Origin of the sequence: Streptomyces sp. NPDC006687, assembly GCF_040636215.1 — a bacterium.
GTDB lineage: Bacteria > Actinomycetota > Actinomycetes > Streptomycetales > Streptomycetaceae > Streptomyces.
In genome coordinates this window covers 133,695-159,867 of sequence record NZ_JBEYJJ010000010.1, presented here as the reverse complement: position 1 = coordinate 159,867, position 26,173 = coordinate 133,695, and the positions used below count along the sequence as shown (strand labels likewise).

Below are 26,173 nucleotides of genomic sequence, written 5' to 3'. Positions count from 1 at the left end.
TCCTGCCGCCGGAGTTAGCCGTGTCCGCCCCCCGTCACATCCCCTTCGCCCGCCTCCACAACTTCCGCGACCTCGGCGGCTACCGCTCCGCCGACGGCCGGACCGTCGCCAGGGGTGTCCTCTACCGCGCCGACTCCCTCGGGAAGCTCGACACCGCGCACGGTGACTGGGACCGCTTCCTCGGCCTCGGCATCCGTACCGTCATCGATCTGCGCTACCCCTGGGAGATCGAGGCCAAGGGCCGGATACCCGAGCCGGAGCGCTTCACCTACGCCAACCTCAGCATCGAGCACCGCCCCTACGACCAGGCCCTGATCGACCCCGCCCTCGACCCCTGGCGCTACCTCGCCGACCGCTTCGCCGAGGTCGCCGAGGACGGCGTCGAGGAAATCCGCCGGGCTGTCGAGCTGATCGCCGACGGCCCTGGGCCCGCCGTCTTCCACTGCACCTCCGGCAAGGACCGCACCGGCCTGATCGCCGCCCTCCTCCTGACCCTCCTCGACGTGGACGAGGAACAGATCCTGGCCGACTTCGCCCTCACCGAGCTCGCCACCGCCCGCCTCGTCGCCGACTGGCACGCCGCCCACCCGGACCGCACCCTGCTCTGGCCCTCGTACGGCCGCGCCCCGGCGGAGGTCATGGCGCTGGTCCTCGCCGACCTGACCAGCCGGTACGGCTCCCCCTCCGGCTACCTCACCGGCACCGTCGGCATCACCCCCGCCACCGTCACCCGGCTGCGCGAGCGCTTCCTCGTCTGAAGGGGCCGGGACCGGCCGGGGAAAAACGCGGTGCGGCGAGCGGCGCGCCCTGCCTAAACTCGCCCTGCGCGCCGCCGAGACGGGCCGCGCGCCTCATGCCGTCGGACGAAGAGAAGGGGAACAGGGCCATGCGTACGCACACCGCCACCGCCCTGGTTCCCCCGGCCCGGTACGACGTGATCCCGGTGTCTCGCAGCGCGCGGTAACAGCTGCGCGGCTGTCACCGTACCCGTGTGAGGCACTCAGGCAGGCCATGAAATGGCCCATGTGCACTTATCTCTGGCGTGTCGTCAGAGCAGCCGTGCGTCTGCGTGCACCCACCGGGAAATCGCGCTGCCCTCTCCACCCGCTCCACGGCATCCGAAAGGCCCTGGGCCATGCGCACCCGTACCCACTCCCGTCCCGACCCCCTCACCACCGTCCGCAACCTCGGCATCCTCGCCCACGTCGACGCCGGCAAGACCACCGTCACCGAGCGGATCCTCTTCGCCACCGGCACCATCCACAAGCGCGGCGAGGTCCACGACGGCACGACGGTCACCGACTTCGACGCCCAGGAACGCGCCCGCGGCATCACCATCTTCGCCGCGGCCGTCAGCTGCGCATGGGACGGGCACCGCGTCAACCTGATCGACACCCCCGGGCACGTCGACTTCGCCGACGAGGTCGAGCGCTCCCTGCGCGTCCTGGACGGGGCCGTCGCGGTGTTCGACGCCGTGGCCGGGGTCGAGCCGCAGAGCGAGTCGGTGTGGCGGCAGGCGGACCGGCACGGCGTGCCGCGGATCGCGTTCGTCAACAAGCTGGACCGCGCGGGCGCCGACCTCGACGCGGCGGTGGCCTCGATCCGGGACCGGCTCGGGGCCGTGCCCCTGGTCGTCCAGCTGCCCGTCGGCCGTGAGGACGCCTTCACCGGCGTCGTCGACCTCCTGCGGATGCGCGCCCTGCTGTGGGGCGCGGGCGCCGACTCGTACGAGACGGCGCCCGTCCCCGAAGCGCTGCGGGAGGAGGCGGAGCGGCGGCGCCGGCTGCTGGAGGAGACGGTGGCCGAGCTCCACTCCGACGCCCTGGAGGAGTTCTGCTCCGCGGGGTCCCTGGGCGAGGCCACGCTGGTCCGTGCCCTGCGCGAGCTGACCCTCGCCGGGGACGGCGTCGTCGTCCTGTGCGGTTCGGCGTACCGCAACCGCGGGATCGAGCCGCTGCTGGACGCCGTCGTGGCGTACCTGCCGTCGCCGGCCGACATGCCGGCGGTGCAGGGCCGCCCCGCCGACCCGGCGGAGCCGCTGGCCGCGCTCGCCTTCAAGGTGACGGCGACGGCGACCGGGCGGCTGACGTACGTACGCCTCTACGCGGGCACCCTGCGCAAGGGCGACACCGTCCTGGACCCCGGGACGGGCCGGACGGAACGGATCGGGCGGATCCTGCGGGTGCAGGCCGACCGGCACGAGGAGCGGGAGGAGGCGGTGGCCGGTGACATCGTCGCCGTGATCGGACCCAAGGCGGCCCGGGCCGGAAGCACGCTGTGCGCGCCGGGGGCGCCGCTGCTCCTCGAACCGCCCACCGTGGCCGACCCGGTGGTGTCGGTGGCGGTCGAGGCGGCCCGCAGCACCGACACCGGCCGGCTCTCCGCCGCGCTGGCCCGGATCGCCGAGGAGGACCCCTCGCTGGTGGTCCGCACCGACGCCGAGACCGGGCAGACCGTGCTGTCGGGGCTGGGCGAGCTGCACCTGGAGGTCGCGGTGGAGAAGATCCGCCGGGACCAGGGGGTCGAGGTCGTCGTGGGCCGGCCCCGGGTGTCCTACCGGGAGACCGTGGTGGAGGGGGTCAGCGGGCTGGCCTACCGGCACGTCAAACAGGACGGCGGCGCCGGCCAGTTCGCCCATGTGGTGATCGACGTCGAGCCGCTGGGCGAGCCGGGCTTCGCGTTCCGTTCGGCGGTCGTCGGGGGCCGGGTTCCGCAGGAGTACGCGCGGGCCGTGGAAGCCGGCTGCCGGGACGCCCTCGCCGAAGGGCCGCTCGGCGGGCACCCGGTGACGGGGCTGCGGGTCGTCCTCACCGACGGGGCGACCCACTCCAAGGACTCCTCGGAGCTCGCCTTCCGTGCGGCCGGCCGGTTCGCGCTGCGGGAAGCCCTGCGCGCGAGCACGCTGGAGCTGCTGGAGCCGGTCGCGGAGATCACGGTGACCGTCCCGGACGAGTCCGTCGGCACGGTCCTCGGCGATCTCGCCGCCCGGCGGGGCCGGGTGACCGGCTCGGCCACCCGGACCGGCACCGCGGTGGTGACGGCGACGGTGCCGCTGGCCGAACTCTTCGGCTACGCGTCCCGCCTGCGCGGCCGCACCCAGGGCCGGGGCACCTTCACCACCCGCCCGGCGGGCCTGGCCCCGGTCCCGGCGGCCGTGGCCGCGACGCTCCTGGCCGCCCGCTAGCCGATGGCCCCCGTCCCGTCCTGCCGGGGCGGGGGCCCTCCGCCTTCCGCGGTCAGTGCTTCTGCCGTCCGCGCTTCTGCCGTCCGCGCTCGAAATATCTTGACGTCGAGATAGATGACCCGGCAAGCTACCCCAGGTATCTCGACATCGAGATACTTTCGACGGGGGAAGGCGGGAGCCCGGCATGGGGCGGCGCGGCACGGCGGACCAGCACGAGGACAACGGCACCGGCACCGGCCGGGACACCGGCGAGGGGACCGGGGCCGACCCCGGCGCGGCGTCGAGCGGGCTGTTCGCGCAGCTGCGGCGGCCGCCCGGGGGGCGCGACGCGCGCGTCATGCTGCTCGCCCAGCTCCTCGACCGCACCGGGACCGGGGTCTGGGCCGCCTCGTCCGTCCTCTTCTTCACCTTCGTCGTCGGCCTCGACGCCGGCCGCCTCGGCCTCATGCTCGGCGTCGGCGCCGTGGCCGGCATCGCGGGCTCCCCGGTCGCCGGCCACCTCGCCGGCCGGTTCCCGATACGGCCCCTCCTGATCGGCTGCCACCTCCTGCGCCTCGCCGCCCTCTGCGCGATGCTCGTCGTCACCCGCTTCGAGCTGCTCCTGCTGATCGTCGCCCTCACCCAGCTCGGCGACCGGGCCGCCAAGATCCTCGAAATGCTCTTCGCCACCCGCGTGGCGGGCGACCGGCGCGCCACCTACCAGGCCCTGTCGCGCAGCGCCGCCAACGCGGGCTACGCCGTCGGCGCGGGCATCGCCGCGCTCGGTCTCGCCGTCGGCACCCGGGGCGCCTACGAGGCGCTCATCCTCGGTAACGCCCTGTCCTTCCTGCTCGCCTCCGCGCTCGTGTGGCGCACCCGGGAACCGCAGGGCCACGGCCGCCTCGTCACCCCCGCGCGCCCGGCGCGGGACACCACCCCCGCGCCCGGCCGCCGCAGGAGCCCCTGGCGGGACCGCGGCTACCTCCGCTTCGTCCTGCTGGACCTGCCGCTCAACCTCGACGACTCCCTCCTCAACGTCGGCCTGCCGCTCTGGCTCGTCCACCACACCGACGCGCCGCACGCCGTCGTCCCGGCGTTCCTCGCCGTCAACACCGTGCTCGTGGTCGTCCTCCAGCTCACCGTGTCGGCCAAGGTCGCCACCGCGCGCCAGGCCGCGACCGCCGTCGCCTGGTACGGGCTCTTCCTGCTCGCCGCCTGCGCGCTCCTCGCGCTCACCCCCGCCCACGGCCCCTGGGCCGCCTCCGCCCTCCTGCTCGGCGCGGCGGTCCTGGTCACCGCCGCCGAGCTGGTGCGCTCGGTGTGCTCCTGGGAGCTGGCCGTCTCCCTCGCGCCCCAGGAGGCGCGGGCCGCCTACCTCGGGGTGGCCGGTATCTCCCCGTCCGCCCAGAAGGCCGTCGGACCGCTGCTGCTGACCGGCGCCGTCATGGTCGCGGGCCCCGCCGGCTGGCTGGCGCTCGGGACGGGCGTGGCGGTGGTGGCCCTGCTCCAGCGCCGGGCGGCGCTGCGCCGGCTGGACGACGTCTCGCCCGCCCCGCAGGCCGGGGCGGGGATTGGCGGGCCCCGGCGCGGGTAGCCGCGTGCTGGGAGCGGTATCCGGCGCTGGGAGGAGCCATGGCGCGCAAGGTGCGTGAGGTGATGACCGGGAACCCGGTGGCCGTCGCTCGAACGACCTCGCTGGCCGAGGCGGCACGAGTGATGCGGGACGCCGACATCGGTGACGTGCTCGTCGTCGACGCGGGCCGGCTCCGCGGCATCCTGACCGACCGGGACCTCGTCGTCCGGGCCGTGGCCGGGGACCGGGACCCCGCCGAGACGGCCGTGGAGGCCGTCTGCACCACCGACCTCGTCACCGTCGGACCCGACGAGGGCGTCGACCAGGCCATCACCCTCATGCGGCGCAAGGCCCTGCGCCGCCTGCCGGTGGTGACCGGGGACGGCGAACTCGTCGGCGTCGTGAGCCTCGGCGACCTCGTGGTGGAACAGGACCCGGGCTCGGCCCTCGCGGCGATCGCGGCGGCCGGGCCGGACAGCTGAAGGGCGCAGCGGAGGAGGTGTCGCCATGAACGCGTACGTACCCCTGGTCTCGGTGGCGGACGGCGGGCTGCTGATTCCAGCGGACGAGGTCACCGCCCTGCTGCGCCGCCTCGCGGGCGGCTGGCTGTACTCGGTCTACGACGGCGAGACCGACCTCGACCCCGGCACGACCCTGGGACTGGCCAACGCCCTGGTCGAACTGGCCGACCAGATCGACGTGGAGTGCATCGGCTACATGCCCCTCGCGGAGGGGGAGAACTGACGCCCGCCCCGGCATCCGGGGGCTAGGTTGCCGGTATGGCTTCCCCCGCGCGTTCCGTACTCGGTGTCCGGGCTCTCAACCGGGCCACGCTCGCCCGACAGTTGCTGCTCGGACGCGCCGCGATGCCGGCGGGTGGGGCCGTCGCGCATCTGCTCGGGCTACAGGCGCAGAACGTCAAACCGCCCTACTACCAGCTGCACGCACGCCTCGCCGGGTTCCGGCCCGAGGAGTTGGGGCGGTTGATGGAGGAGCGGCAGGTGGTGCGGATGGTGACCATGCGGTCGACCATCCACGCCCATACCGTCCAGGACGCCCTGACCCTCAGGCCCCTGGTGCAGGGGGCGCGGGACCGGGAGGTGGGGTACTTCCGGAAGGGCCTGGCAGGGGTCGACCTCGGGGCGCTGGCCGGGCGGGCCCGGGGGTTCGTGGAGGAGGAGCCGCGGACCATGGGGGAGATCCGCGAGGAGCTGCTGCGGCAGTGGCCCGGGGCCGATCCCCAGGCGCTCGCCGTGGCCGCGCGCTGTCTGCTGCCCCTGGTCCAGGTCACCCCGCGCGGGGTGTGGGGGCGCGGCGGGCAGGTGCGGCTGACCACCCTGGAGCGGTGGACGGGGGAGAGGGAGAGGGAAGGGGAGGGGATGGACGGGGTGGTGCTGCGGTACCTCGCCGCCTTCGGGCCCGCCTCCGTCAAGGACATGCAGACCTGGGCCGGGCTCACCCGGCTCCGCGGGGTCTTCGAGGGGCTCCGCCCGCGCCTGGTGACCTTCCGCGACGAGAACGGCGTCGAGCTGTTCGACCTGCCCGACGCCCCCCGCCCCGACCCCGGCACCCCGGCGCCGCCCCGCTTCCTCCCCGAGTTCGACAACCTGCTGCTCTCGCACGCCGACCGGGCCCGTGTCGTCCCGCCGGAGTTCAAGGGGCGCAACACCAGCGGGAACCAGAGCCGGTGCGTGCTGATGGCCGACGGGTTCCTGGGCGGGGTGTGGGCCGCCGCGGGCGGTGTGGTCATCGTCGAGCTGTTCCGGGAGACGGCCGCGGCGGTGAAGGAGGAGATCGTCGCCGAGGGGGAGGCCATGCTCGCCGCGCTGGGCGACGGGCCCGGGAAGGTGCGCTTCGGGTCCGTCCGAGGCTGATGTCGCCCTGGTGCGGGGCCCGTCCGGCGCGGCACGATGCATATCATGACCATGACGGAGAACAGCGCCACCAACAGCTTCCTCGCCGCACGGGACTTCCTCCTCGAACGCCGGGGCCGGTACGAGGAGGCCCGCGCCGGATTCACCTGGCCCCGCCCCGAGCGGTTCAACTGGGCGTTCGACTGGTTCGACCGCATCGCGGAGGGGAACACCGCCGACGCGCTGCGGATCGTGGAGGAGGACGGGACCACCCTCGCCGTCTCCTTCGAGGAGATGCGGCTGCGGTCCGGATCCGCCGCCACCTGGCTGCGCGCGCAGGGGGTCGCCGCCGGTGACCGGATCCTGGTCATGCTGGGCAACCAGCGCGAGCTGTGGGAGGTGATGCTCGGCGCGATGAAGCTGCGCGCCGTCGTCATCCCGGCCACCCCGCTGCTCGGCCCCGCCGACCTGCGCGACCGCATCGAACGCGGGAACGTGCGCCATGTGATCGCGCGCGTCGAGGACGCCCCGAAGTTCGACGAGGTCCCGGGCGGCTACACACGGATCGCCGCCGGGGACGAGGTCCCGGCCGGCTGGCTGCGGCTCGCGGACGCCGGGGCGGCCGACAGCGCCTTCCGCCCCGACGGGCCCACCGCCGCCTCCGACCCCCTGATGCTCTACTTCACCTCGGGCACCACCGCCCGCCCCAAGCTCGTCGAGCACACCCACGCCTCGTACCCCATCGGGCACCTGTCCACCATGTACTGGCTGGGTCTGCGCCCCGGCGACGTCCACCTCAACATCGCCTCGCCCGGCTGGGCCAAGCACGCCTGGTCCAACCTCTTCGCCCCCTGGAACGCGGGCGCCACCGTCTTCGTCCACAACTACACCCGCTTCGACGCGCAGCGGCTCATGGCGGAGATGGACCGGGGCGGGGTCACCACCTTCTGCGCCCCGCCCACCGTCTGGCGGATGCTGATCCAGTCCGACCTGACGGCCCTGCGCCGGCCCCCGCGCGAGGCCGTGGCAGCGGGCGAACCGCTGAACCCCGAGGTCATCGAACGGGTCAGGCAGGCGTGGGGCCTCACCATCCGCGACGGGTTCGGGCAGACCGAGACCACCCTCCAGGTGGGCAACTTCCCCGGAGCCCCCGTCAAGCCGGGCTCCATGGGCCGCCCCGCGCCCGGCTACGAGATCGTGCTGCTGGACCCCGTCACCGGCAAGGAGTCCCCCGACGAGGGCGAACTCTGCGTGGACCTGCGCACCGCCCCCGCCGGGGTGATGACCGGCTACCGCGACGACCCCGAGCGCACCGCCGAGGCCATGGCGGACGGGCTCTACCGCACCGGGGACATCGCCTCGCGCGACGCCGACGGCTACCTCACCTACGTGGGCCGGGCCGACGACGTGTTCAAGGCGTCCGACTACAAGATCAGCCCGTTCGAGCTGGAGAGCGCCCTGCTGGAGCACGAGGCCGTCGCCGAGGCGGCCGTCGTCCCGGCCCCGGACCCGCTGCGGCTCGCCGTGCCCAAGGCGTACATCACCCTCGCCGCCGGCTGGGAGCCCGGGGAGGAGACCGCGCGCCTGCTGTTCGCGCACTCGCGGGCGGTGCTCTCCCCGTACAAGCGGATCCGGCGCATCGAGTTCGCCGAGCTGCCCAAGACCGTGTCCGGCAAGATCCGCCGGGTGGAGCTGCGGGACCTCACGGCCGCCGGTTCCGGCGCCGAGTACGACGAGGCCGACGTGGCGGAATGAGGCCCCCGGGCGCCCGTACCGCACGGGCGCCCGCCGGGCCCGGGGTCAGGCCGGCAGGTGTGCCTCGATCGCCGCGATGACCTCGGGGGCCTCCGGCTCGGTGCGGGGGCGGAAGCGCGCCACGACCTCGCCGGCGGGGGAGATCAGGAACTTCTCGAAGTTCCACTGGATGTCCCCCGCCTCGCCGTCGGCGTCCGGGGTCTTCACCAGCTCCTGGTACAGCGGGTGCCGGTTCTCCCCGTTGACCTCGGACTTCTCCAGCATCGGGAAGGTCACCCCGAAGCCGGCCGCGCAGAAGGTCTGGATGTCCTCCGCGGTACCCGGCTCCTGGCCGCCGAACTGGTTGCAGGGCACGCCGATGACGGTGAAGCCCCGCTCCTCGTACTTGAACTGCAGCCGGGCCAGACCCGAGTACTGGGGGGTGAGCCCGCACTGCGAGGCGGTGTTCACCACCAGGACGGCCTTGCCGCGGTGGGCTCCCAGGCTGGTGGGCTCGTCGTCCAGGGTGGTCAGCGGGATGTCGTACAGGCTCATCGGACTCTCCTCGGCTCGGCGGTCGGGTCAGCGGTCAGGGCCGACAGCCCCCGAGCCTAAGCTCCCCGCCCGACCAGTGCGTCCGCCGGGTCGTTGGCCGGCTGGGGCATACCAGTGAGGTCCATGACGAACAGCGGTATCCCCAGGTCGTCCGCGCGGCTGCGGGCCTCCTCCGTATAGCCCGCGAGGGCGAAGTAGACGCTGGTCGCCGAGGCCGTCAGACCGTTCAGCCACACGCACTCCACCGCCCGCAGCCCGGCCGGCGCCGTGGTCGGGTCCACCTGGGCCACCACCCCCGGCGCCCGCAGGTCCACCGCCGCCGAGGGGATGGGCACCCCGTCGGGCTGGCGGACGTCCCGGAAGCCGAGCCAGCGCAGGTACAGCACGGCCGCCGCGACCGCGTCCCGGGCGGTACGGATGGTCACGGGCCGGAACGGCGGCCGCGAGACGGGACCCCGCGCCGCGGCCTGACCGGAGCCGGGGCCGCCCGCCCGGTGCCCGGTCCCGTCCGGGCCGTCCGCCGCCGCTGGCTCCCGCCCGTCGGAACCCTCGCCGCCCGCGCCGGGCCCGGTCTCCGCGCCCCCGTCCGCCGTGGCCGGCCCCGGCGGCCGTACGGGTACCAGCACCACCGTCCCGCACGCCCCGCAGCCCACCTCCGGGTGCGGCCACTCGCTCTCCCGTCCGCAGGCCCCGCACCGCACCGTCACCCAGCTGTCCTGCCAGGTGCGGTGCGTCAGCGGCAGAGGCGCGGCCTCCCGGTCCAGCGGCGGGACGACCGGACTCCCGCAGGCACACGGGAAGACCGGTGAGGTGTAGCTGTTCTCGCGCTGGCACGCCGGGCAGCGCACCGGTACCGCTTCCGCCATGAGCCCTGGACCCCCTCCGTCGCTGTGCGTGCGTCCATGCTCCACCACCGGCGACCGCCGGGGCGAGCGTGCCCGCCGAATCACGCCGTTTCGGTCCGCGAGGGCGGTCATTTGTGCAACTCACCGAAACAGATGCGGCTTTTGGTGGGTTCCGGGGTGCCCCACCGCCTTGACGCGCAGGGAGCCGCCACTTAGCTTGTTTCGTATAGCAGAACAATAATTCCGGATGCCGGAAAAAGTCTGACCGCCAGACCCGCAGGAGAACCTGATGCCTCGTATGACAGCCGCCGCTGCCGCCGTTGAGATCCTCAAGCTCGAGGGTGTCGAACAGGCGTTCGGCGTGCCCGGTGCCGCGATCAACCCGTTCTACCGCGAGCTCAAGAACGTGGGCGGGATCGCGCACACGCTGGCCCGTCACGTCGAGGGCGCCTCGCACATGGCCGAGGGCTACACCCGTGCCAAGGCGGGCAACATCGGCGTCTGCATCGGTACCTCGGGCCCGGCCGGCACCGACATGATCACCGGCCTGTACTCCGCGATCGCGGACTCCATCCCGATCCTGTGCATCACCGGACAGGCCCCGGTCTCGAAGCTCCACAAGGAGGACTTCCAGGCCGTCGACATCGCCTCGATCGCCAAGCCCGTCACCAAGGCCGCCACCACGGTCCTGGAGGCCGCGCAGGTCCCCGGCGTCTTCCAGCAGGCGTTCCACCTGATGCGCTCCGGCCGTCCCGGCCCGGTCCTCATCGACCTGCCGATCGACGTCCAGCTGACGGAGATCGAGTTCGACCCCGAGACCTACACCCCGCTGCCGGTCTACAAGCCGCAGGCCAGCCGCGCGCAGGCCGAGAAGGCCCTGGGCTTCCTGCTGGAGGCCGAGCGTCCGCTGATCGTCGCCGGCGGCGGCATCATCAACGCCGACGCCTGCGACCTGCTGGTCGAGTTCGCCGAGCTGACGAACATCCCCGTCATCTCCACCCTGATGGGCTGGGGCACCATCCCGGACGACCACGAGCTGGCCGCCGGCATGGTCGGCGTGCAGACCGCCCACCGCTACGGCAACGCGACGTTCCTGGAGTCGGACACCGTCATCGGCATCGGCAACCGCTGGGCCAACCGTCACACCGGTTACAACCTGGACGCCTACACCAAGGGCCGCAAGTTCGTCCACGTCGACATCGAGCCCACCCAGCTGGGCAAGATCTTCGCCCCCGACTTCGGCATCGCCTCCGACGCCAAGGTCGCCCTGGAGCTCTTCATCGAGGTCGCCAAGGAGCTCAAGGCCGAGGGCAAGCTCCCGGACTTCTCCGCCTGGGCCGCCTCCGCGCAGGAGCGCAAGGCCACCCTGCAGCGCCGTACGCACTTCGAGAACATCCCCATGAAGCCGCAGCGCGTCTACGAGGAGATGAACAAGGCGTTCGGCCCGGAGACCCGCTACGTCACCACCATCGGCCTCTCGCAGATCGCCGCCGCGCAGTTCCTGCACGTCTACAAGCCGCGCCACTGGGTCAACTGCGGCCAGGCCGGCCCGCTCGGCTGGACCATCCCGGCCGCCATCGGCGCCGCGACCGCGCAGCCCGAGACCCCCGTCGTCGCCCTCTCCGGCGACTACGACTTCCAGTTCATGATCGAGGAGCTGGCGGTCGCCGCCCAGCACCGGGTCCCGTACGTCCACGTCCTCGTGAACAACGCCTACCTGGGTCTGATCCGCCAGGCGCAGGGCGGCCTCGGCATCAACTTCGAGGTCAACCTGGAGTTCGAGAACATCAACACCCCGGAGATCGGCGTCTACGGCGTCGACCACGTCAAGGTCGCCGAGGGCCTGGGCGTCAAGGCCATCCGCGTCACCGACCCGGAGAAGCTGGGCGAGGCGTTCGAGCAGGCCAAGAAGCTGGCGCAGGAGTTCCAGGTCCCCGTCGTCGTCGAGGCCATCCTGGAGCGCGTCACCAACATCGCGATGAGCAAGACGGTCGACATGAGCGACGTCACCGAGTTCGAGGAGCTCGCCACCGAGCCGGGCCACGCCCCGACCGCGATCAAGGCCCTCCAGGTCTGACCGCCCCCGCACCGCGCAGCGGCCCCCGCCCTTCCGGAAGGAGGGACGGGGGCCGCTTCACGTGCCCGTCTCCCTGCCGCTCGTGAGCGCGCGCCGGGATGCGGCACGGCGGGTCCTGGTGTGGACTTCTGGAGGGGCACCGCCGCCGCGGGCCCCGCCGCCCGCACCCCGCCCCGGAAGGCCGGGCGCGGCCGCGGCAGCCCCGTCCCCGGAGGAGCACGCAGATGTCGTCGAGCAAGCCGAGCATCGTCTTCGCCCACGGCCTGTGGGCCGACGGATCCTGTTACAGCAAGCTGATCCCGGCCCTCCAGCGCGAGGGGCACGAGGTGGTCTCCGCGCAGAACAGCCTGGACTCCCTGGACGGGGACGTGGACGCCGTCCACCGCGCGCTGGCCCGGGTCAGCGCCCCGGCCCTGCTCGTCGGGCACTCGTGGGGCGGGTACGTCATCACCGCCGCCGGCACGGACGCACGGGTCGCGGGACTGGTCTACCTCGCGGCGCTGGCGCCGGACAGCGGCGAGACCCCCGAGGAACTGATCGGGAAGTTCGACCCGCCGCCGCTCTTCTCCCACCTGGACCAGGAGGACGGCCGCATCTGGATCTCCCGCGACGGCATCTCCGACTTCTGCGGCGACCTGCCGGAGGAGGAGCAGCGCCTGGTGTGGGCCACGCAGGGTGCGCCCCGCGCCGAGGTCCTGGGCTCCACGGTCGATGACCCTGCCTGGCGGGTCAGGCCCAGCTGGTTCCTGGTCACCACGCGGGACCGGGCGGTCGATCCGGAACTCCAGCGCTTCGCCGCGCAGCGCATGGGCGCCACCACCGCCGAGGCGGACTCCTCGCACGTGCCGATGCTGTCGCGGCCGCAGGAGGTCCTGGACCTGATCCGTACGGCCGCCCGCTCGGTGTGACGTGTGACGTGTGACGGCCAGGACGGCCACGGGTACGGCAAAGCGCCGAGTCACGGGACCGTCCGTGACTCGGCGCTCTGGTTTGTGACCGCCCGACGGAGCGAGGCTGGCGCGACAGGACGTTCGCACCGCCGGGCGGAGACTGAAGGGGAGGTGTCCTCCGTACAGGGGGCTCTGTGCGCGGCCCCGGTACGAAGGGGAATGGCTGGGACCGTGGCGGGCGGGCGACGAGAACTCCGGCGTCGTCTCCCTCAGGTCAAGAGACGGGCCTCGGAACCCATGACCACCGCACTGGCTCGCTCGCCCACCACGGTCCTCGTCCGGCCCCCACCGCGTACCACCCCTCATCCGGGTCCGCGGTGCGGGCTCAGCACCCGGGGCCTGACCTCCCGTCAGACCCCCGGCACATCTGTGGGGCTCAGGCGTCGCGCAGGGCGCGCACGGCCTCCTCGACGCGGCGGCCGTAGTCGGCGTCCGCGGCGTGGAAGTGAGCCAGGTTCTTCTCGATGACGTCCTCGAGGGTGACCTGGGACAGGCCGCCGGCGATGTTCGCCACCAGACGCTGCTTCTCGGCCTCCGACATCAGGCGGTAGAGCTCACCGGCCTGGAAGAAGTCGTCGTCCTTGGTGTGGGCCGGCGCCTCGTGGGTACCCGTGTAGCCGGAGACGGCCTTCGGGGCGCCCAGCGCGAGACCGGTTTCGGCCGGACCCTGGTACGAGTTGGGCTCGTAGTTCTTGTCGTGGCGCGAGCCGTTGCGCAGCGCCATCACACCGTCGCGGCCGTAGTTGTCGGCCTTCGTCGCCTTGGGGGCGTTGACCGGCAGCTGGGTGTGGTTGACGCCGAGGCGGTAGCGCTGGGCGTCGGCGTACGCGAACAGGCGGCCCTGGAGCATCTTGTCCGGCGAGGCGGTGATGCCCGGGACGAAGTTGTTCGGGGAGAACGCGGACTGCTCCACCTCGGCGAAGACGTTGTCCGGGTTGCGGTCGAGGACCAGGCGGCCGACGCGCTGCAGCGGGTAGTCGGCGTGCGGCCACACCTTGGTGAGGTCGAACGGGTTGAAGCGGTAGTCCGCGGCCTCGGCGGCCGGCATGACCTGGACGTAGAGGGTCCAGCTCGGGTTCACACCGCGCTCGATGGCCTGGAGCAGGTCCGTCTGGTGCGAGTTGGCGTCCTTGCCGGCGAGTTCGGCGGCCTGCTCGGACGACAGGCAGCGGATGCCCTGGTTCGTCTTGAAGTGGTACTTGACGAAGAACGCCTCACCCTGGGCGTTGGTCCACTGGTAGGTGTGGGAGCCGTAGCCGTTCATGTGGCGGTAGGAGGCCGGGATGCCGCGGTCGCCCATCAGCCAGGTGATCTGGTGCGTGGCCTCGGGGGCGTGCGCCCAGAAGTCCCAGACGTTGTCCGGCTCCTGCTTGCCCGTGAAGGGGTCGCGCTTCTGGGAGTGGATGAAGTCGGGGAACTTGATCGGGTCCTTGATGAAGAACACCGGGGTGTTGTTCCCGACGAGGTCGTAATTGCCGTCCTCGGTGTAGAACTTCAGCGCGAAGCCGCGCGGGTCGCGGACGGCGTCCGCGCCACCGAGGGAGTCGGCCACCGTGGAGAACCGCAGGAAGGTCTCGGTCTTCTTGCCGACCTCGGAGAGGAACTTGGCCGAGGTGTAGGCGGTGACGTCGTCGGTCACCTCGAAGTAGCCGTACGCGGCCGAGCCGCGGGCGTGCACCACGCGCTCCGGGATGCGCTCACGGTTGAAGCGGGCGAGCTTCTCCAGGAGCTGCTGGTCCTGAATCAGGAGCGGGCCACCGACGCCGGCGGTGGCGGAGTTCTGATTGTCGGCGACCGGGGCGCCGGACTCGGTCGTCAGCGTGCGCTTCGACATGGTGACCTTCCGTACGGGAAACTGCGACGGAAAGCGTCTTCCGTCATGCGGAACAGCCTAATTTCGGCGTGAACGCATCGTCAACAGTTTGTTGAAAGAAAGAATGGGGAGGTGATCCGGACGGTGCCGGCGCTTGGGCGCGACAGGACAGGTGTCAGCACCGGCACCATCCGGAAACTCGGGCCCCCTTCAGGGGGAGTGCGGCCCGGGCGGGCGGGCCGCGGGGGGATCAGACCTGGGCGCCGGAGAGGCGCTCGACCGCGCGGAGCAGGGCGGAGTGGTCCAGGCCGCCGTCGCCCTGGGCGCGCAGGGAGGCGACCAGCTGGGCCACGACCGCGCCGACCGGCAGGGCGGCACCGACGTTGCGGGCGGCGTCGGTGACGATGCCCATGTCCTTGTGGTGCAGGTCGATCCGGAAACCGGGCTTGAAGTCGCGGTTCAGGAAGTTGTCCTTCTTGCGGGTCAGGACCGTGGAGCCGGCCAGACCGCCGTTGAGGACGTCGAGGGCGGCCTCCAGGTTCACGCCGGACTTCTCCAGGAAGACCACGGCCTCGGCGCACGCCTGGATGTTCACCGCGACGATGAGCTGGTTGGCGGCCTTCACCGTCTGGCCGGAGCCGTGCGGACCGCACAGGACGATGACCTTGCCGAGGGCCTCGAGGATCGGCAGGGCCTCGTCGAAGTCGGCCTGCTCGCCACCCACCATGATCGACAGGACGGCCTCGATGGCGCCGGCCTCGCCGCCGGACACCGGGGCGTCGAGGACGCGGATGCCCTTCTCGGCGGCGTTCTTCGCCAGGTCGACGGAGGTCTGCGGGGTGATCGACGACATGTCGATGATCAGCGCGCCGGACCGGGCGTTCTCGAGGATGCCCTCGGGGCCGTAGTTGATGGCCTCGACCTGCGGGGAGGCGGGCACCATCGTGATGATGACGTCGGCGTCCTTGACGGCCTCGGCGATCGAGCCCGCCGCGGTGCCGCCGGCGGCGGCCAGGCGCTCCAGCTTGTCCTGCTCCAGCGTGAAGCCGGTGACCGAGTAGCCGGCCTTCAGCAGGTTCTCGGACATGGGGGAGCCCATGATGCCGAGGCCGATCCAAGCGATCTTGGGGAGGGTGCTCATGATGAGGGTCCTTCTATTGATACGTACGAAAAGTGCGGGGGTCGCCTGGGCGTTCGCCCGGACTTCGTCCTTCTACTGGGCGGCGCGGGCCTCGGCCGGCAGCCACGCGAAGGACGCGGCGGCGTCGGCGGCCTTGTACTCCAGGCCGACGAAGCCCTGGTAGCCGGCCTTCCTGAGCTGGTCGAGGAGGTCCTCCAGCGGCAGCTCACCGGTGCCGGGGGCACCGCGCCCGGGCTTGTCGGCGATCTGGACGTGCCCGGTCTTGGCGGCGTACTTTTCGATGACCTCGGAGAGGTCCTCATCGTTCATCGCCAGGTGGTACAGGTCGAGGAGGAACTTGGCGTTGCCGAGGCCGGTGGCCTCGTTCACCTTGTCCACGATCTCGATCGCGGCCGGCGCGCTCACCAGCGGGTAGAGCGGCGACTCGGGCTTGTTGAGGGTCTCGATCAGGAGGATCGCGCCCACGCGGTCCGCGGCCCGGGCGGCCACGACCAGGTTCTTCAGGGCCAGCTCGTCCTGGACGGCCGGGTCCACACCCTCGACGCGGTTGCCGTAGAGGGCGTTGAGCGCCTTGCAGCCGACCGAGGCGGCGAAGTCCGCCGCGACGTCGATGTTGGCGTTGAAGCGGTCCGACTCCTCGCCGGGGACCGACACCGCGCCGCGGTCCGGGCCCGGCAGCTGGCCGGCGTAGAAGTTCAGGCCCACCAGCTGGGTGCCGGCGTCCTCAAGAGCCTTCTTGAGAGCGTCCAGTTCCTCCTGGGCGGGGGTGGGGGTCTCGATCCAGGGCCACCACAGCTCGACCGCGGTGAAGCCCGCCGCGGCGGCGGCCGCGGGACGCTCCAGGAGCGGGAGTTCCGTGAAGAGGATCGAAAGGTTCACATCGAAGCGCTGGTCCGTGTATCCCATGAGGGGTGTGCGCTCCTTCCGTATTGCGGAAGTTAGTTTCTGCTTGATGGAAGACTGCAAGCCGGGTGTCGGACTTGTCAAGTGCCGGCTCCCGGAATCTCAGGACTGCCGGGTAGCTTGGGCGGCGTGCGATTGAGAGTGGAGTTCACGACCGAGCCCTTCGACCTCGAAGAGGCCCCCGCCCACGCCGTGGCCGCCCGCGAGGTCATCCAGAAGGCCCAGCTGGACGCCGTCGACGTGGGTCCCTTCGGCAACACCGCCGAGGGCGACGCCGGCCAGGTGCTGGGCGCGGTGACCGCGTTGCTGCGCGACGCGCTGGACGCCGGCGCCACCCGGGTCTCGCTCCAGGTCAACGTGATCGGTGAGGACGGCGCATGACCGAGCCCCGCGACCACCCGTTCGTCGCCGCGGTCAAGCCGCTGGTGGACGCGATGGGCGGCGAGCTGATGGACCCCGCCCGGGCGGAGCCCGACGATGTGGTGCTGAGCTGGGAGGGGCGGGAGGTGCTGGCGGTACGGCTGCCGCAGCTCTCCGACTCGCTGGACCACATCCTGGCGGCGCTGGAGCGCCGGCACGGCGTACCGCTGGCACAGCTCGACAGGAAGTCCAAGCAGGACGTCGTGCGCATACTGGAGGCGCGGGGCGCCTTCTCCGTGCGGCACGGCGTGGAGACCGTCGCCGGGGCCCTGGGCGTCAGCCGTTTCACGGTCTACAACTATCTGAACCGCGACTCCGCCACCTCGACCCGCCCGAACAAGACAGCGAGGCCGGACAGCCCGGAGTGAGGGACACTCGACCCACGGTCACGAGCCGCCGCCCAATTCACCCGGGGGGCGGCTTTTGTGTACAGGAAGTTTCAACAAAGTGTTGACGCCGTGTTGTCGAGGGCGTTAGCTATGCGCAGCCCGTCAAGCAACAACAGGCCACGGAGGTCTACCGTGACTTCGAGTCCGACCCCGGGTCTGACCCGGTTCAACGCCTTGGACGACAGCGCGGCCACGGCCGAGCTGCACGAGGTGTGCGCCAGCTCGGCGTGGGTGGGCAAGCTGCTCGCCCAGCGCCCCTTCGCCACCGCCGATGCCCTGTACGCCGCGAACGAGACCGCCATGGCGGAGCTCACCGCGGACGACCTGGGCGAGGCGATGGGAGGCCACGCGCCGATCGGCCGGCCGAAGCCGGGGGACCCGACCTCCGCCCGCGAGCAGCGTGGCATGGCCGGTGCCTCGGAGGAGCTCAGGAACGAACTCCTGGAGCTCAACCTGGCCTACCAGGAGAAGTTCGGCCACGTGTTCCTCATCTGCGCCACCGGTGCCACCGGTGAGTTCATGCGGGACGCGGTCAAGGTCCGGATCGGGAACTCGCCGGAGCAGGAGCGAGAGATCGCGCGCGGCGAGCTCGTGAAGATCAACCGGATCCGTCTGACCCGTCTCGTCGGATCCGCAGGAGGAGAGTGACCATGAGCACCGAGACCACCGCGTCGGTGTCCACGCACATTCTGGACACCAGCATCGGCCGCCCCGCCGAGGGCGTCGCCATCTCCCTGTCGGCCCGCGCGGGCCTGGAGGGCGAGTGGGCGGCCCTGGGCGGCTCCGCCACCGACGCCGACGGGCGCTGCAAGGACCTGCCGGCGCTGCCGGAGGGCACCACACACGTGCGTCTCGACTTCGAGACCGAGACGTACTTCGACAAGAAGCAAGCCGAGGCGCAGCAGGACGCCCCCCGCGTAAGGGACAGCGGTGCGTTCTTCCCCGAGGTAACGATCACCTTCGCGGTGAACCCGGGCGAGCACTACCACGTACCGCTGCTGCTCAACCCGTTCGGCTACTCCGTTTACCGAGGGAGCTAGCATGGCCACGATTCTGGGCCAGAACCAGTACGGCAAGGCAGAGAACCGCGTCGTCAAGATCACGCGGGACGGCGACACGCACCACATCAAGGACCTGAACGTCTCGGTGGCGCTCTCCGGCGACATGGACGACGTCCACTACTCCGGCTCGAACGCCAACGTCCTTCCGACCGACACCACCAAGAACACGGTGTACGCGTTCGCCAAGGAGTACGGCATCGAGTCCGCCGAGCAGTTCGGCATCCACCTGGCGCGCTGGTTCGTCACCAGCCAGGAGCCGATCAAGCGGGCGCGCATCCGGATCGAGGAGTACGGCTGGGACCGGATCGCCACCTCGGACGCCAACTCGAAGTTCATCGGCTCCGACGAGGTCAACCACTCCTTCGTCCGCCAGGGCATGGAGACCCGCGTCACCCAGATCACGTACGACGGCGAGAGCTGGGAGGTCATCTCCGGCCTCAAGGACCTGGTCGTCATGAACTCCACGAACTCCGAGTTCTGGGGTTACGTGAAGGACAAGTACACGACCCTGCAGGAGGCGTACGACCGCATCCTGGCCACCCAGGTGTCGGGCCGCTGGCGCTTCAACTGGTCGGACGACGAGCAGCGGATGCCCAACTGGGAGAAGTCCTACGCCGAGACCAAGAAGCACATGCTCCAGGCGTTCGCGGAAACCTACTCCCTCTCGCTCCAGCAGACCCTGTACCAGATGGGTTCGCGCATCATCAACCACCGTTCGGAGATCGACGAGGTCCGCTTCTCGCTCCCGAACAAGCACCACTTCCTCGTCGACCTGGAGCCCTTCGGCCTCAAGAACGACAACGAGGTGTACTTCGCCGCGGACCGTCCGTACGGTCTGATCGAGGCGACGGTCCTGCGCGACGGCGTCGACGCCCGTATTCCCGTGGACATGACCAACCTCTGAACCACCTCCGAGCAGTGCACGCGCGTCCCGGGGCTCCGCAGTGGCCCCGGGGCGACACCCCCACAGCTTCCTGAATCGGCACCCGGACGCATCACACGGGGCGGCAGTACTGTCAGCTGTCAGGCCCCCGGCTCCGGCACTCAAATCCCCTGGGTTTTGCCGTGCCCGCACCGCCACTGAAAGCACGAGGAAGTCCCATGGCAGCATCGGCAGCCCTTGACGGCGCTGTGGAGCGCATCGTCATCGAAAACTGTGCGATCGCGACCGTCGACGCAAACGACACCGAGTACGCCTCGGGTCACGTCGTCATCGCAGGCAACACGATCGAGTTCGTCGGTGCGGGCAAGGCCCCCGAGAACCTCGAGAACGTCGTCCGCCGCATCGACGGCACCGGGCACCTCGTGACCCCCGGTCTGGTCAACACCCACCACCACTTCTACCAGTGGATCACCCGGGGCCTGGCCACCGACCACAACCTCTTCAACTGGCTCGTCGCGCTCTACCCGACCTGGGCGCGCATCGACGAGCAGATGGCGTACGCGGCGGCCCAGGGCTCCCTGGCCGCGATGGCCCGCGGCGGTGTCACCACCGCGATGGACCACCACTACGTCTACCCCAGGAACTCCGGCGACCTCTCCGGCGCGATCATCCGCGCCGCGTCCGAGATGGGCGTCCGCTTCACCCTCGCCCGCGGCTCCATGGACCGCAGCGAGAAGGACGGCGGCCTGCCGCCGGACCACGCCGTCGAAACCCTCGAAGGCGCCCTCGCGGACACCGAGGCGACCGTCAAGAAGTACCACGACGCCTCCTTCGACGCGATGACCCAGGTCGCCGTCGCCCCCTGCTCCCCCTTCTCCGTCTCCACCGAGCTGCTGAAGCAGGGCGCCGAGCTGGCCCGCCGCCTCGGTGTGCGGATGCACACGCACGGTTCGGAGACCGTCGAGGAGGAGAAGTTCTGCCACGAGCTCTTCGGCATGGGCCCGACCGACTACTTCGAGTCGACCGGCTGGCTCGGCGAGGACGTGTGGATGGCGCACAGCGTCCACATGAACGACTCCGACATCGCCGCGTTCGCCCGGACCAAGACCGGCGTGGCGCACTGCCCGTCCTCCAACGCCCGCCTGGCCGCCGGCATCGCCCGCGTCCCGGACATGCTGGCCGCCGGCGTCCCGGTCGGCCTCGGCGTGGACGGCACCGCCTCCAACGAGTCCGGCGAGCTGCACACCGAGCTGCGCAACGCGCTGCTGATCAACCGTCTGAACCCGGTGCACCGCGAGGCGGCTCTCAACGCCCGCCAGTCGCTGCGCCTGGGTACCTACGGCGGTGCGCAGGTCCTCGGCCGTGCCGACAACATCGGCTCGCTGGAGGCCGGCAAGTGCGCCGACCTGGTGCTGTGGAACATCAGCACCTTCCTGCACTCCTCGATCGCCGACCCGGTGACCGCGCTGGTCTTCGGTGCGGCCGCCCCGGTGACCGCCTCGTTCGTCAACGGCAAGCAGATCGTCGAGAACAACCGGCTGCTCTTCGCGGACGAGGACGCCATCGCGGTGTCCACCCGCGCGGAGGCCCAGCGCCTGGCGCGCATCACCGCGCAGGGCTGACCCCCACGGAGTCCGGCCGGGGGGGACGGCCCCTGGCCGGCCGCCGCGGGCCCGAGCGGGGTCCGCGGGAGCCGTTCCCGGGAAGCGCCCGAGGAGAGATCCGAGGGCGCCCCGGGGCCGGTGACACGTAACACCCCTCCCCAGTACGGCGCGTCACCCGCGCCCCTGCCACGGCACCCCCAGCCCCGACCCCGGGCTGGCCCCACCGGGCGGAACCGGTTTTTGGGCGAATCGTTTCCGCGCACCTTGGGACGAGAAGTACGAGAAGCACGAGAAGCAGCTCCACCCACAACTCCATACAGGCTCGACCAGCACGCTTTCGCACCACCTCCATGACACCCACGTCCCTGCCGACGTGTTTAACCGACCGGAGGAAGCCGTGGCCGATGCGCCCAGGTTCCGCAAAGATGCAGTCGCAGTACCGGACGAGAAGCACCCGGTCGACGAGACCCTGCCTCCGTTCAAGATGTTCACCAGCGGCCTCCAGCACGTGGCCGCCATGTACGCGGGTGTCGTCGCCCCTCCCATGATCGTCGGTCCCGCCGTCGGCCTCTCGGCCACGGAGACCGCCTTCCTGATGGGCGCCTCCCTCTTCACCGCAGGACTCGCCACCCTCCTCCAGACCCTCGGGTTCTGGAAGATCGGCGCCAAACTCCCCTTCGTCAACGGCGTCTCCTTCGCCGGCGTGACCCCGATGATCGCCATCGGCAAGGGGCAGGGACACGACGCCATCCCCGTCATCTTCGGCGCGATCATCGTCGCCGGACTGATCGGTTTCCTCGCTGCCCCCTACTTCGGCCGGCTCGTCCGGTTCTTCCCGCCGGTGGTCACGGGCACGGTCATCACCCTGATCGGCGTCTCGCTGCTGCCCGTGGCGTTCAACTGGTCGCAGGGCGGCAACCGCACCGCCACCGACTACGGGTCCATGAAGAACATCGGCATGGCCGCCCTCACCCTGGTGATCGTCCTGGCGATGCGCAAACTCCTGCGCGGGTTCCTCCAGCAGATCTCCATCCTCCTCGGCCTCGTCGCGGGAACGCTGATCGCGATACCGCTGGGCATGGCCCACTTCGACGCCGTCCGCGACGCCGACCTCATCGGCTTCCCCACCCCGTTCCACTTCGGCGCACCCCAGTTCAACGTCGCGGCCATCGTCTCGATGTGCATCGTGATGCTGGTCTGCATGACCGAGTCCACCGCCGACATCCTGGCCCTCGGCAAGATCGTGGGACGTCCGGCGGACGCGCGGACCATCGAGGGGGGCCTGCGCGCCGACACCCTCGGCAGTGCGCTCAGCCCCCTGTTCAACGGTTTCATGTGCAGCGCCTTCGCCCAGAACATCGGGCTCGTCGCCATGACGAAGGTCCGCAGCCGCTTCGTCGTCGCCGCGGGCGGCGGCATCCTGATCCTGCTGGGCCTGTGCCCGGTGGCCGCCTCCGTCATCGGGGTCGTCCCGCTGCCGGTCCTCGGCGGCGCCGGGATCGTGCTCTTCGGCTCGGTGGCGGCCAGCGGTATCCAGACCCTGGCGGGCGCGGCCATGGAGAAGGGCGAGAACGCGCTCATCGTCGCCGCCTCGGTCGGCATCGGCCTGATCCCGATCGCCGCGCCGACCTTCTACCACGCCTTCCCCAAGGACCTGCTGGTCGTCCTCGACTCCGGCATCAGCACCGGCTGCGTGGTCGCGATCGTGCTCAACCTGGCCTTCAACCACCTCGGAGCCCGCAAAACCGCGGCGGAACCCGCCGCGGAACCGGCCTTCGTGCACTGACGCCCCGCAGGGGGCGCCCAGCACACCCCCGGCGGGCGTGCGGCGGTGCGTACGTCACCCACTGCGGGTGTGGCGTACGGGCCGCCGCACGCCCGTCTCAGCTCCGGTCCGCCGCCCCCGGCGCCGGGTCCGTCCAGATGTCCGGCGGGACCGTCCGCAGCCGCCGCCCCGTGGGGTCCAGCTCCTGCGCCTCCGACTTGCGTACGTGCAGCGCCACCGCCGTATCGGTGACGCGCAGCCCCGGCAGCCGCCGGGACAGGTCGGCGGTGTAGCGCGCCAGCCCCTCGACGGTGCGCAGCCGGGCGCTGATCATGAAGTTCCAGGTCCCGCTCACCGACATGCAGGTCCGCGTCTCGCGCAGCCCCGCGGCCACCGCCGCGCAGTCGGCCACCTCGTGCTCGCGCACCTCCGCCCACAGGGTCGCCGACACCGGCCAGCCGGACAGGCCCGAGGCCATCGCGCAGCTGTAGCGCAGGCTCTGCCCCGCCTCCAGCCTGCTCAGCCTGCGCCGTACGGTCGACTCGCTCATCCCCGCCTCCCGGGCCAGCGAGGCCACGCTGCGCCGCCCGTCCGCGGCCAGCGCCATCATCAGCGGCCGGTCCTCCTCGGGTACCGGGGTGACCGGCGGCGCGGCCGGGCCCGGCGCGGCCGGGGCGCGCCGGGTGCGGCCGGTCAGCAGGGCGGTCTGGGCGGGGGACAGCTGGTCCATCCGCCAGCGGTCGGGGGCCGAGTGCACCGCCGTGACCACGGAGGACCGGGTGCCCGTCACGCCCTCGATGCGCTGCACGCGGAACGACAGGTAGCGGAACAGCATGTGCAGGTCCGGTACGGCCACGAAGACCAGCAGGTCCCGGCCGCCCGTGGTGTGCTGCACCCCCAGCGTGTGGGCGTCGTCCACCAGGGCCGCGCCCACGGCGGGGGAGGCGCCCGCCGCGCACATCACCTCGACCCACGCCATACAGGGCGCCTGGCCGCCCGTCCGCAGGCCCAGCCCCGACACCCACGCCTCACCGGAGGAGGTCATCCGCTCCCAGCGGCGGGCCAGCGTCTCCGGCCGGGCCCCCAGCACCGAGGCGAGCCGCTCCCAGCTGGCACGGGGTGCGAGCTGGAGGGCGTGCACCAGGGCGCGGTCGGTGTCGTCGATGGAGGAAATGGCCGAGTTCATACTTACCCCTGGCGGTTTTCCCGGCCCTGGACCGGTTAACCGGACTTTCGGCTGATCATCTCTCTTCGTGCGCCGAACCGCCGCATCGGACGGCGGAGCCGGACGGGAGGCAGGTGCGCGACCCCAGGAGACGAGCAGCGGGAGGACCGATGGGGGAGCCCGGGTCGTGGATGCGCCACGAGGTGCCCGCCGAACTGTCCAGCCTCGTCGGCCGGGGCGCCGAAGTGGCCCGGACCCGAGCCCTGGTGGACAGGGAACGCCTGGTCACGCTCACGGGACCGGCCGGGGTGGGCAAGACCCGGATCGCCGTGCGCGCCGTCCGCGAGCTCCGCGGGGAGCGCGGGGCCGACGTCCTGTGGGCCGGCCTGGCGCGGTGGCCGTCCTCCCCGGCGGACGCCCTGGCCGCGGAGCTGGGCGGGGGGCTCGCCGGGCGGGAGGCGCTGCTGGTCCTGGACGGCTGCGAGCAGCTCGGGGAAGGGGCCGGGGAGCTGGTGGGAGAGCTGCTGGCCCGGTGGCCCGGGGTACGGGTTCTGGCCACTTCGCAGCGGGTCCTCGGGGTGGACGGGGAGACCCTGCTGCCGGTAGGCCCGCTGGCCCTGCCCCCCGCGCCCGGGGACTCCGCCGCGCCGGGGGAGGCCGCCGCACCGCCCGCGGTGGCCGAGATCGCCCGCTCCGCCGCCGTACGGCTCTACACGGAGCGGGCCCGTGGGGCCGACCCCCGCTTCGCCCTCACCGAGCACAACGCGGGGGCCGTGGCCGCCCTGTGCCGCGCCCTCGACGGGGTCCCCGGCGCGCTGGAGCTGGCGGCCGCGCGGGCCCGGTGGACCGGGCCCGCCGAGGCGCTGCGCCGGCTGACCGACGACCCGCTGGAGTTCCTCGCCGGCGGCGCGGGCCGGGCCGGCGGGGCCGACGCCCTGCGCCTGTACCGGCTGGCCCCGCCCGGGGAGCGGCTGCTGTGGGAGCGGCTCTCGGTCTTCGCGGGCTCCTTCGACGAGGCGGCCGCCGCCGAGGTGTGCGGGTTCGGCGCGCTCGGCCCGCGCGACGCCGCCCGGATCCTGCGCCGGCTGTCCCCCGCCCTGCTGGCGGAGCCCGGGCACGCCGCCCGCTACCGGCTGCCGCTGGCCGTACGGGCCTTCGCGGCCCGGCGCCTGGCCCGTAACCCGGACGGGGACGCGGACACCGCCGCCCGCCGCCACCACGAGCGCTGCCGCGTCACCGCGGAACGGGCCGCGTGGCTGTGGCGCGTCGGGGCGCAGCTGGAGGCCCGCGCCCTGGCCCTGCGGGAACTGCCCGAGCTGCGCCGGGCGATGGACCCGTCCGGCCCGGGCGGTCCGGGCGGCGCGCTGGAGATCGCCGTCCGCCTGTGGTTCCTGTGGTCGGCCTGCGGGCTGGTGGAGGAGGGCGGCCGGCTCCTGGAACGGGCCCTGGCCGCGCACCCGGCGCCCCGTCCGGCCCGGGCGCTGTGGCTGGCGGCCTGGCTGGCGGCGAGCTTCGGCCGGCCGGAGGTGTCCGATCCGCTGCTCGTGGAGGCGTGGGCGGCGGCCGTGCAGGAGGGGGAGGACGCCGTCCTGGCCTACCTCGCGCATGTACGGGGCACCGTCGCCCTGTGGCGGGACCGGCCCGCCGAGGCCGCCGACGAGTACCGCGACGCCCTGGAACTGCTGCCGGAGCGACCCGGGTTCGGGCCCGGCCGGCAGGCGCTGGAGGCCGCCCTGGCGATGGCCCTCGCCGCCATCGGCCCGACGGCCCCGCCCGCCGGGGCGGGCGAGGGGCCCGACCTGTGGGCCCGGTCCTGGGCCGGCTACGCGCAGGCCCTGCGCCGGCGCCGCGAGGGCCGGCCCGAGCTGGCCCGTACCTGGCTGCTGCGCTCCCTGGAGACCCAGTTCGCCCTCGGCGACCGGCTCGGCCAGGCGCTGTCGGCGGAGCTGCTGGCCCAGATGGAGGCCGAGCTCGGCCGGTACGAGCTGGCCGCCCGGCTGCTCGGCGCCGTCGCCGGCCACCGCCCGGCCACCGCCTGCGCCCCGCGCGCCGAACGCGTCCTGCGGCTGCGGCTGACCCCGGAAGCCCTGCGGGCGGCCCACACCGAAGGCGCCCGCACCCCGCTGCGCGAACTCCTGCGGGAGCTGTGAGGGGCAGCCGGGGGCCCGGGCGGCCGGGCTCCTGAGACCGCTGTGGACCGGCGGGGCACGGGGTGCCAGGGGGCCCGGAGTTGCCGCCCCGATCCGGCGTACGGCGTAAGGGACGCGGAAAGACATCGC

The 26,173-nt window shown here is 72.3% G+C and carries 23 protein-coding genes; 17 read left to right on the top strand and 6 right to left on the bottom strand.

Going from position 1 to position 26,173, the window contains the following annotated elements:
* The first annotated feature begins 20 nt into the window (after positions 1 to 20).
* The 7 genes from ABZ716_RS15630 to ABZ716_RS15600 all read left to right on the top strand — a co-directional run bounded on the left by ABZ716_RS15630 (position 21) and on the right by ABZ716_RS15600 (position 8,344).
* Positions 21 to 758 (top strand): tyrosine-protein phosphatase, encoded by a 738-nt coding sequence (locus tag ABZ716_RS15630; protein WP_358959370.1) that lies wholly within the window; start codon positions 21 to 23, stop codon positions 756 to 758.
* Between the two features lie 377 nt (positions 759 to 1,135).
* Entirely contained in the window at positions 1,136 to 3,184 is a 2,049-nt protein-coding gene (gene fusA, locus ABZ716_RS15625) for an elongation factor G (protein ID WP_358959367.1), read from the top strand.
* 184 nt (positions 3,185 to 3,368) lie between these two features.
* Positions 3,369 to 4,757 (top strand): MFS transporter, encoded by a 1,389-nt coding sequence (locus ABZ716_RS15620; RefSeq protein WP_358959365.1) that lies wholly within the window; start codon positions 3,369 to 3,371, stop codon positions 4,755 to 4,757.
* A 38-nt stretch (positions 4,758 to 4,795) separates the two neighbouring features.
* Positions 4,796 to 5,218 (top strand): CBS domain-containing protein, encoded by a 423-nt coding sequence (locus ABZ716_RS15615; RefSeq protein WP_351879658.1) that lies wholly within the window; start codon positions 4,796 to 4,798, stop codon positions 5,216 to 5,218.
* Between the two features lie 25 nt (positions 5,219 to 5,243).
* A complete protein-coding gene (locus ABZ716_RS15610; RefSeq protein ID WP_358959362.1) occupies positions 5,244 to 5,480 on the top strand; it encodes a DUF6213 family protein in 237 nt (78 codons plus the stop codon).
* A gap of 35 nt (positions 5,481 to 5,515) precedes the next feature.
* Positions 5,516 to 6,610: a winged helix DNA-binding domain-containing protein gene (locus ABZ716_RS15605; RefSeq protein WP_358959359.1), complete on the top strand. Its 1,095-nt coding sequence runs from the start codon at positions 5,516 to 5,518 to the stop codon at positions 6,608 to 6,610.
* 51 nt (positions 6,611 to 6,661) lie between these two features.
* Positions 6,662 to 8,344, top strand: a complete 1,683-nt coding sequence (locus ABZ716_RS15600) for an AMP-binding protein (RefSeq protein ID WP_358959453.1) — start codon at positions 6,662 to 6,664, stop codon at positions 8,342 to 8,344.
* A 45-nt stretch (positions 8,345 to 8,389) separates the two neighbouring features.
* Here the strand turns inward: ABZ716_RS15600 and ABZ716_RS15595 are convergent, their stop codons facing one another.
* Together ABZ716_RS15595 and ABZ716_RS15590 are read right to left on the bottom strand one after the other, a co-directional pair.
* Entirely contained in the window at positions 8,390 to 8,878 is a 489-nt protein-coding gene (locus ABZ716_RS15595; RefSeq protein WP_351879667.1) for a glutathione peroxidase, read from the bottom strand.
* Positions 8,879 to 8,934: 56 nt separating this feature from the next.
* Positions 8,935 to 9,744: a hypothetical protein gene (locus tag ABZ716_RS15590; RefSeq protein ID WP_358959355.1), complete on the bottom strand. Its 810-nt coding sequence runs from the start codon at positions 9,742 to 9,744 to the stop codon at positions 8,935 to 8,937.
* 268 nt (positions 9,745 to 10,012) lie between these two features.
* Between ABZ716_RS15590 and gcl the strand changes: the two genes are divergently transcribed.
* Together gcl and ABZ716_RS15580 are read left to right on the top strand one after the other, a co-directional pair.
* On the top strand, positions 10,013 to 11,800 hold the full coding sequence (gcl, locus tag ABZ716_RS15585) for a glyoxylate carboligase (protein WP_358959353.1): 1,788 nt from the start codon (positions 10,013 to 10,015) through the stop codon (positions 11,798 to 11,800).
* Positions 11,801 to 12,024: 224 nt separating this feature from the next.
* A complete protein-coding gene (locus tag ABZ716_RS15580; protein WP_358959350.1) occupies positions 12,025 to 12,708 on the top strand; it encodes an alpha/beta hydrolase in 684 nt (227 codons plus the stop codon).
* Between the two features lie 418 nt (positions 12,709 to 13,126).
* Here the strand turns inward: ABZ716_RS15580 and ABZ716_RS15575 are convergent, their stop codons facing one another.
* From ABZ716_RS15575 to ABZ716_RS15565, 3 genes are all read right to left on the bottom strand, one after another.
* Positions 13,127 to 14,584, bottom strand: coding sequence for a catalase (locus ABZ716_RS15575; protein WP_358959348.1), 1,458 nt, complete (start codon positions 14,582 to 14,584; stop codon positions 13,127 to 13,129).
* A gap of 229 nt (positions 14,585 to 14,813) precedes the next feature.
* The gene (locus ABZ716_RS15570) at positions 14,814 to 15,704 is read right to left on the bottom strand and encodes a 2-hydroxy-3-oxopropionate reductase (RefSeq protein ID WP_358813197.1); all 891 of its coding nucleotides are present in this window, start codon (positions 15,702 to 15,704) and stop codon (positions 14,814 to 14,816) included.
* A 72-nt stretch (positions 15,705 to 15,776) separates the two neighbouring features.
* Positions 15,777 to 16,610: a TIM barrel protein gene (locus ABZ716_RS15565; RefSeq protein ID WP_351879682.1), complete on the bottom strand. Its 834-nt coding sequence runs from the start codon at positions 16,608 to 16,610 to the stop codon at positions 15,777 to 15,779.
* Positions 16,611 to 16,736: 126 nt separating this feature from the next.
* Here ABZ716_RS15565 and ABZ716_RS15560 point away from each other — a divergent pair, with 126 nt between their 5' ends.
* From ABZ716_RS15560 to ABZ716_RS15530, 7 genes are all read left to right on the top strand, one after another.
* Positions 16,737 to 16,988: a hypothetical protein gene (locus ABZ716_RS15560; RefSeq protein ID WP_351879685.1), complete on the top strand. Its 252-nt coding sequence runs from the start codon at positions 16,737 to 16,739 to the stop codon at positions 16,986 to 16,988.
* Entirely contained in the window at positions 16,985 to 17,395 is a 411-nt protein-coding gene (locus ABZ716_RS15555; RefSeq protein ID WP_358959339.1) for a helix-turn-helix domain-containing protein, read from the top strand. Before ABZ716_RS15560 ends, ABZ716_RS15555 begins: the two co-directional genes overlap by 4 nt.
* A 153-nt stretch (positions 17,396 to 17,548) precedes the next feature.
* A complete protein-coding gene (uraD, locus tag ABZ716_RS15550; protein WP_358813200.1) occupies positions 17,549 to 18,064 on the top strand; it encodes a 2-oxo-4-hydroxy-4-carboxy-5-ureidoimidazoline decarboxylase in 516 nt (171 codons plus the stop codon).
* Between the two features lie 2 nt (positions 18,065 to 18,066).
* The gene (uraH, locus tag ABZ716_RS15545) at positions 18,067 to 18,456 is read left to right on the top strand and encodes a hydroxyisourate hydrolase (protein ID WP_358813201.1); all 390 of its coding nucleotides are present in this window, start codon (positions 18,067 to 18,069) and stop codon (positions 18,454 to 18,456) included.
* A 1-nt stretch (position 18,457) separates the two neighbouring features.
* Complete coding sequence (gene pucL, locus ABZ716_RS15540) at positions 18,458 to 19,381, top strand: factor-independent urate hydroxylase (protein ID WP_351879697.1); 924 nt, start codon at positions 18,458 to 18,460, stop codon at positions 19,379 to 19,381.
* 197 nt (positions 19,382 to 19,578) lie between these two features.
* Positions 19,579 to 20,982, top strand: coding sequence for an 8-oxoguanine deaminase (locus ABZ716_RS15535; protein WP_358813202.1), 1,404 nt, complete (start codon positions 19,579 to 19,581; stop codon positions 20,980 to 20,982).
* A gap of 379 nt (positions 20,983 to 21,361) precedes the next feature.
* Complete coding sequence (locus tag ABZ716_RS15530) at positions 21,362 to 22,750, top strand: nucleobase:cation symporter-2 family protein (protein WP_351879703.1); 1,389 nt, start codon at positions 21,362 to 21,364, stop codon at positions 22,748 to 22,750.
* A gap of 97 nt (positions 22,751 to 22,847) precedes the next feature.
* On the opposite strand, the gene ABZ716_RS15525 is transcribed toward ABZ716_RS15530, so the two are convergent.
* Entirely contained in the window at positions 22,848 to 23,915 is a 1,068-nt protein-coding gene (locus tag ABZ716_RS15525; RefSeq protein ID WP_358959336.1) for an Lrp/AsnC family transcriptional regulator, read from the bottom strand.
* Positions 23,916 to 24,064: 149 nt separating this feature from the next.
* On the opposite strand from ABZ716_RS15525, the gene ABZ716_RS15520 reads away from it, so the two are divergent.
* Positions 24,065 to 26,044 (top strand): hypothetical protein, encoded by a 1,980-nt coding sequence (locus tag ABZ716_RS15520; protein WP_358959333.1) that lies wholly within the window; start codon positions 24,065 to 24,067, stop codon positions 26,042 to 26,044.
* The last annotated feature ends 129 nt before the right edge of the window (positions 26,045 to 26,173 follow it).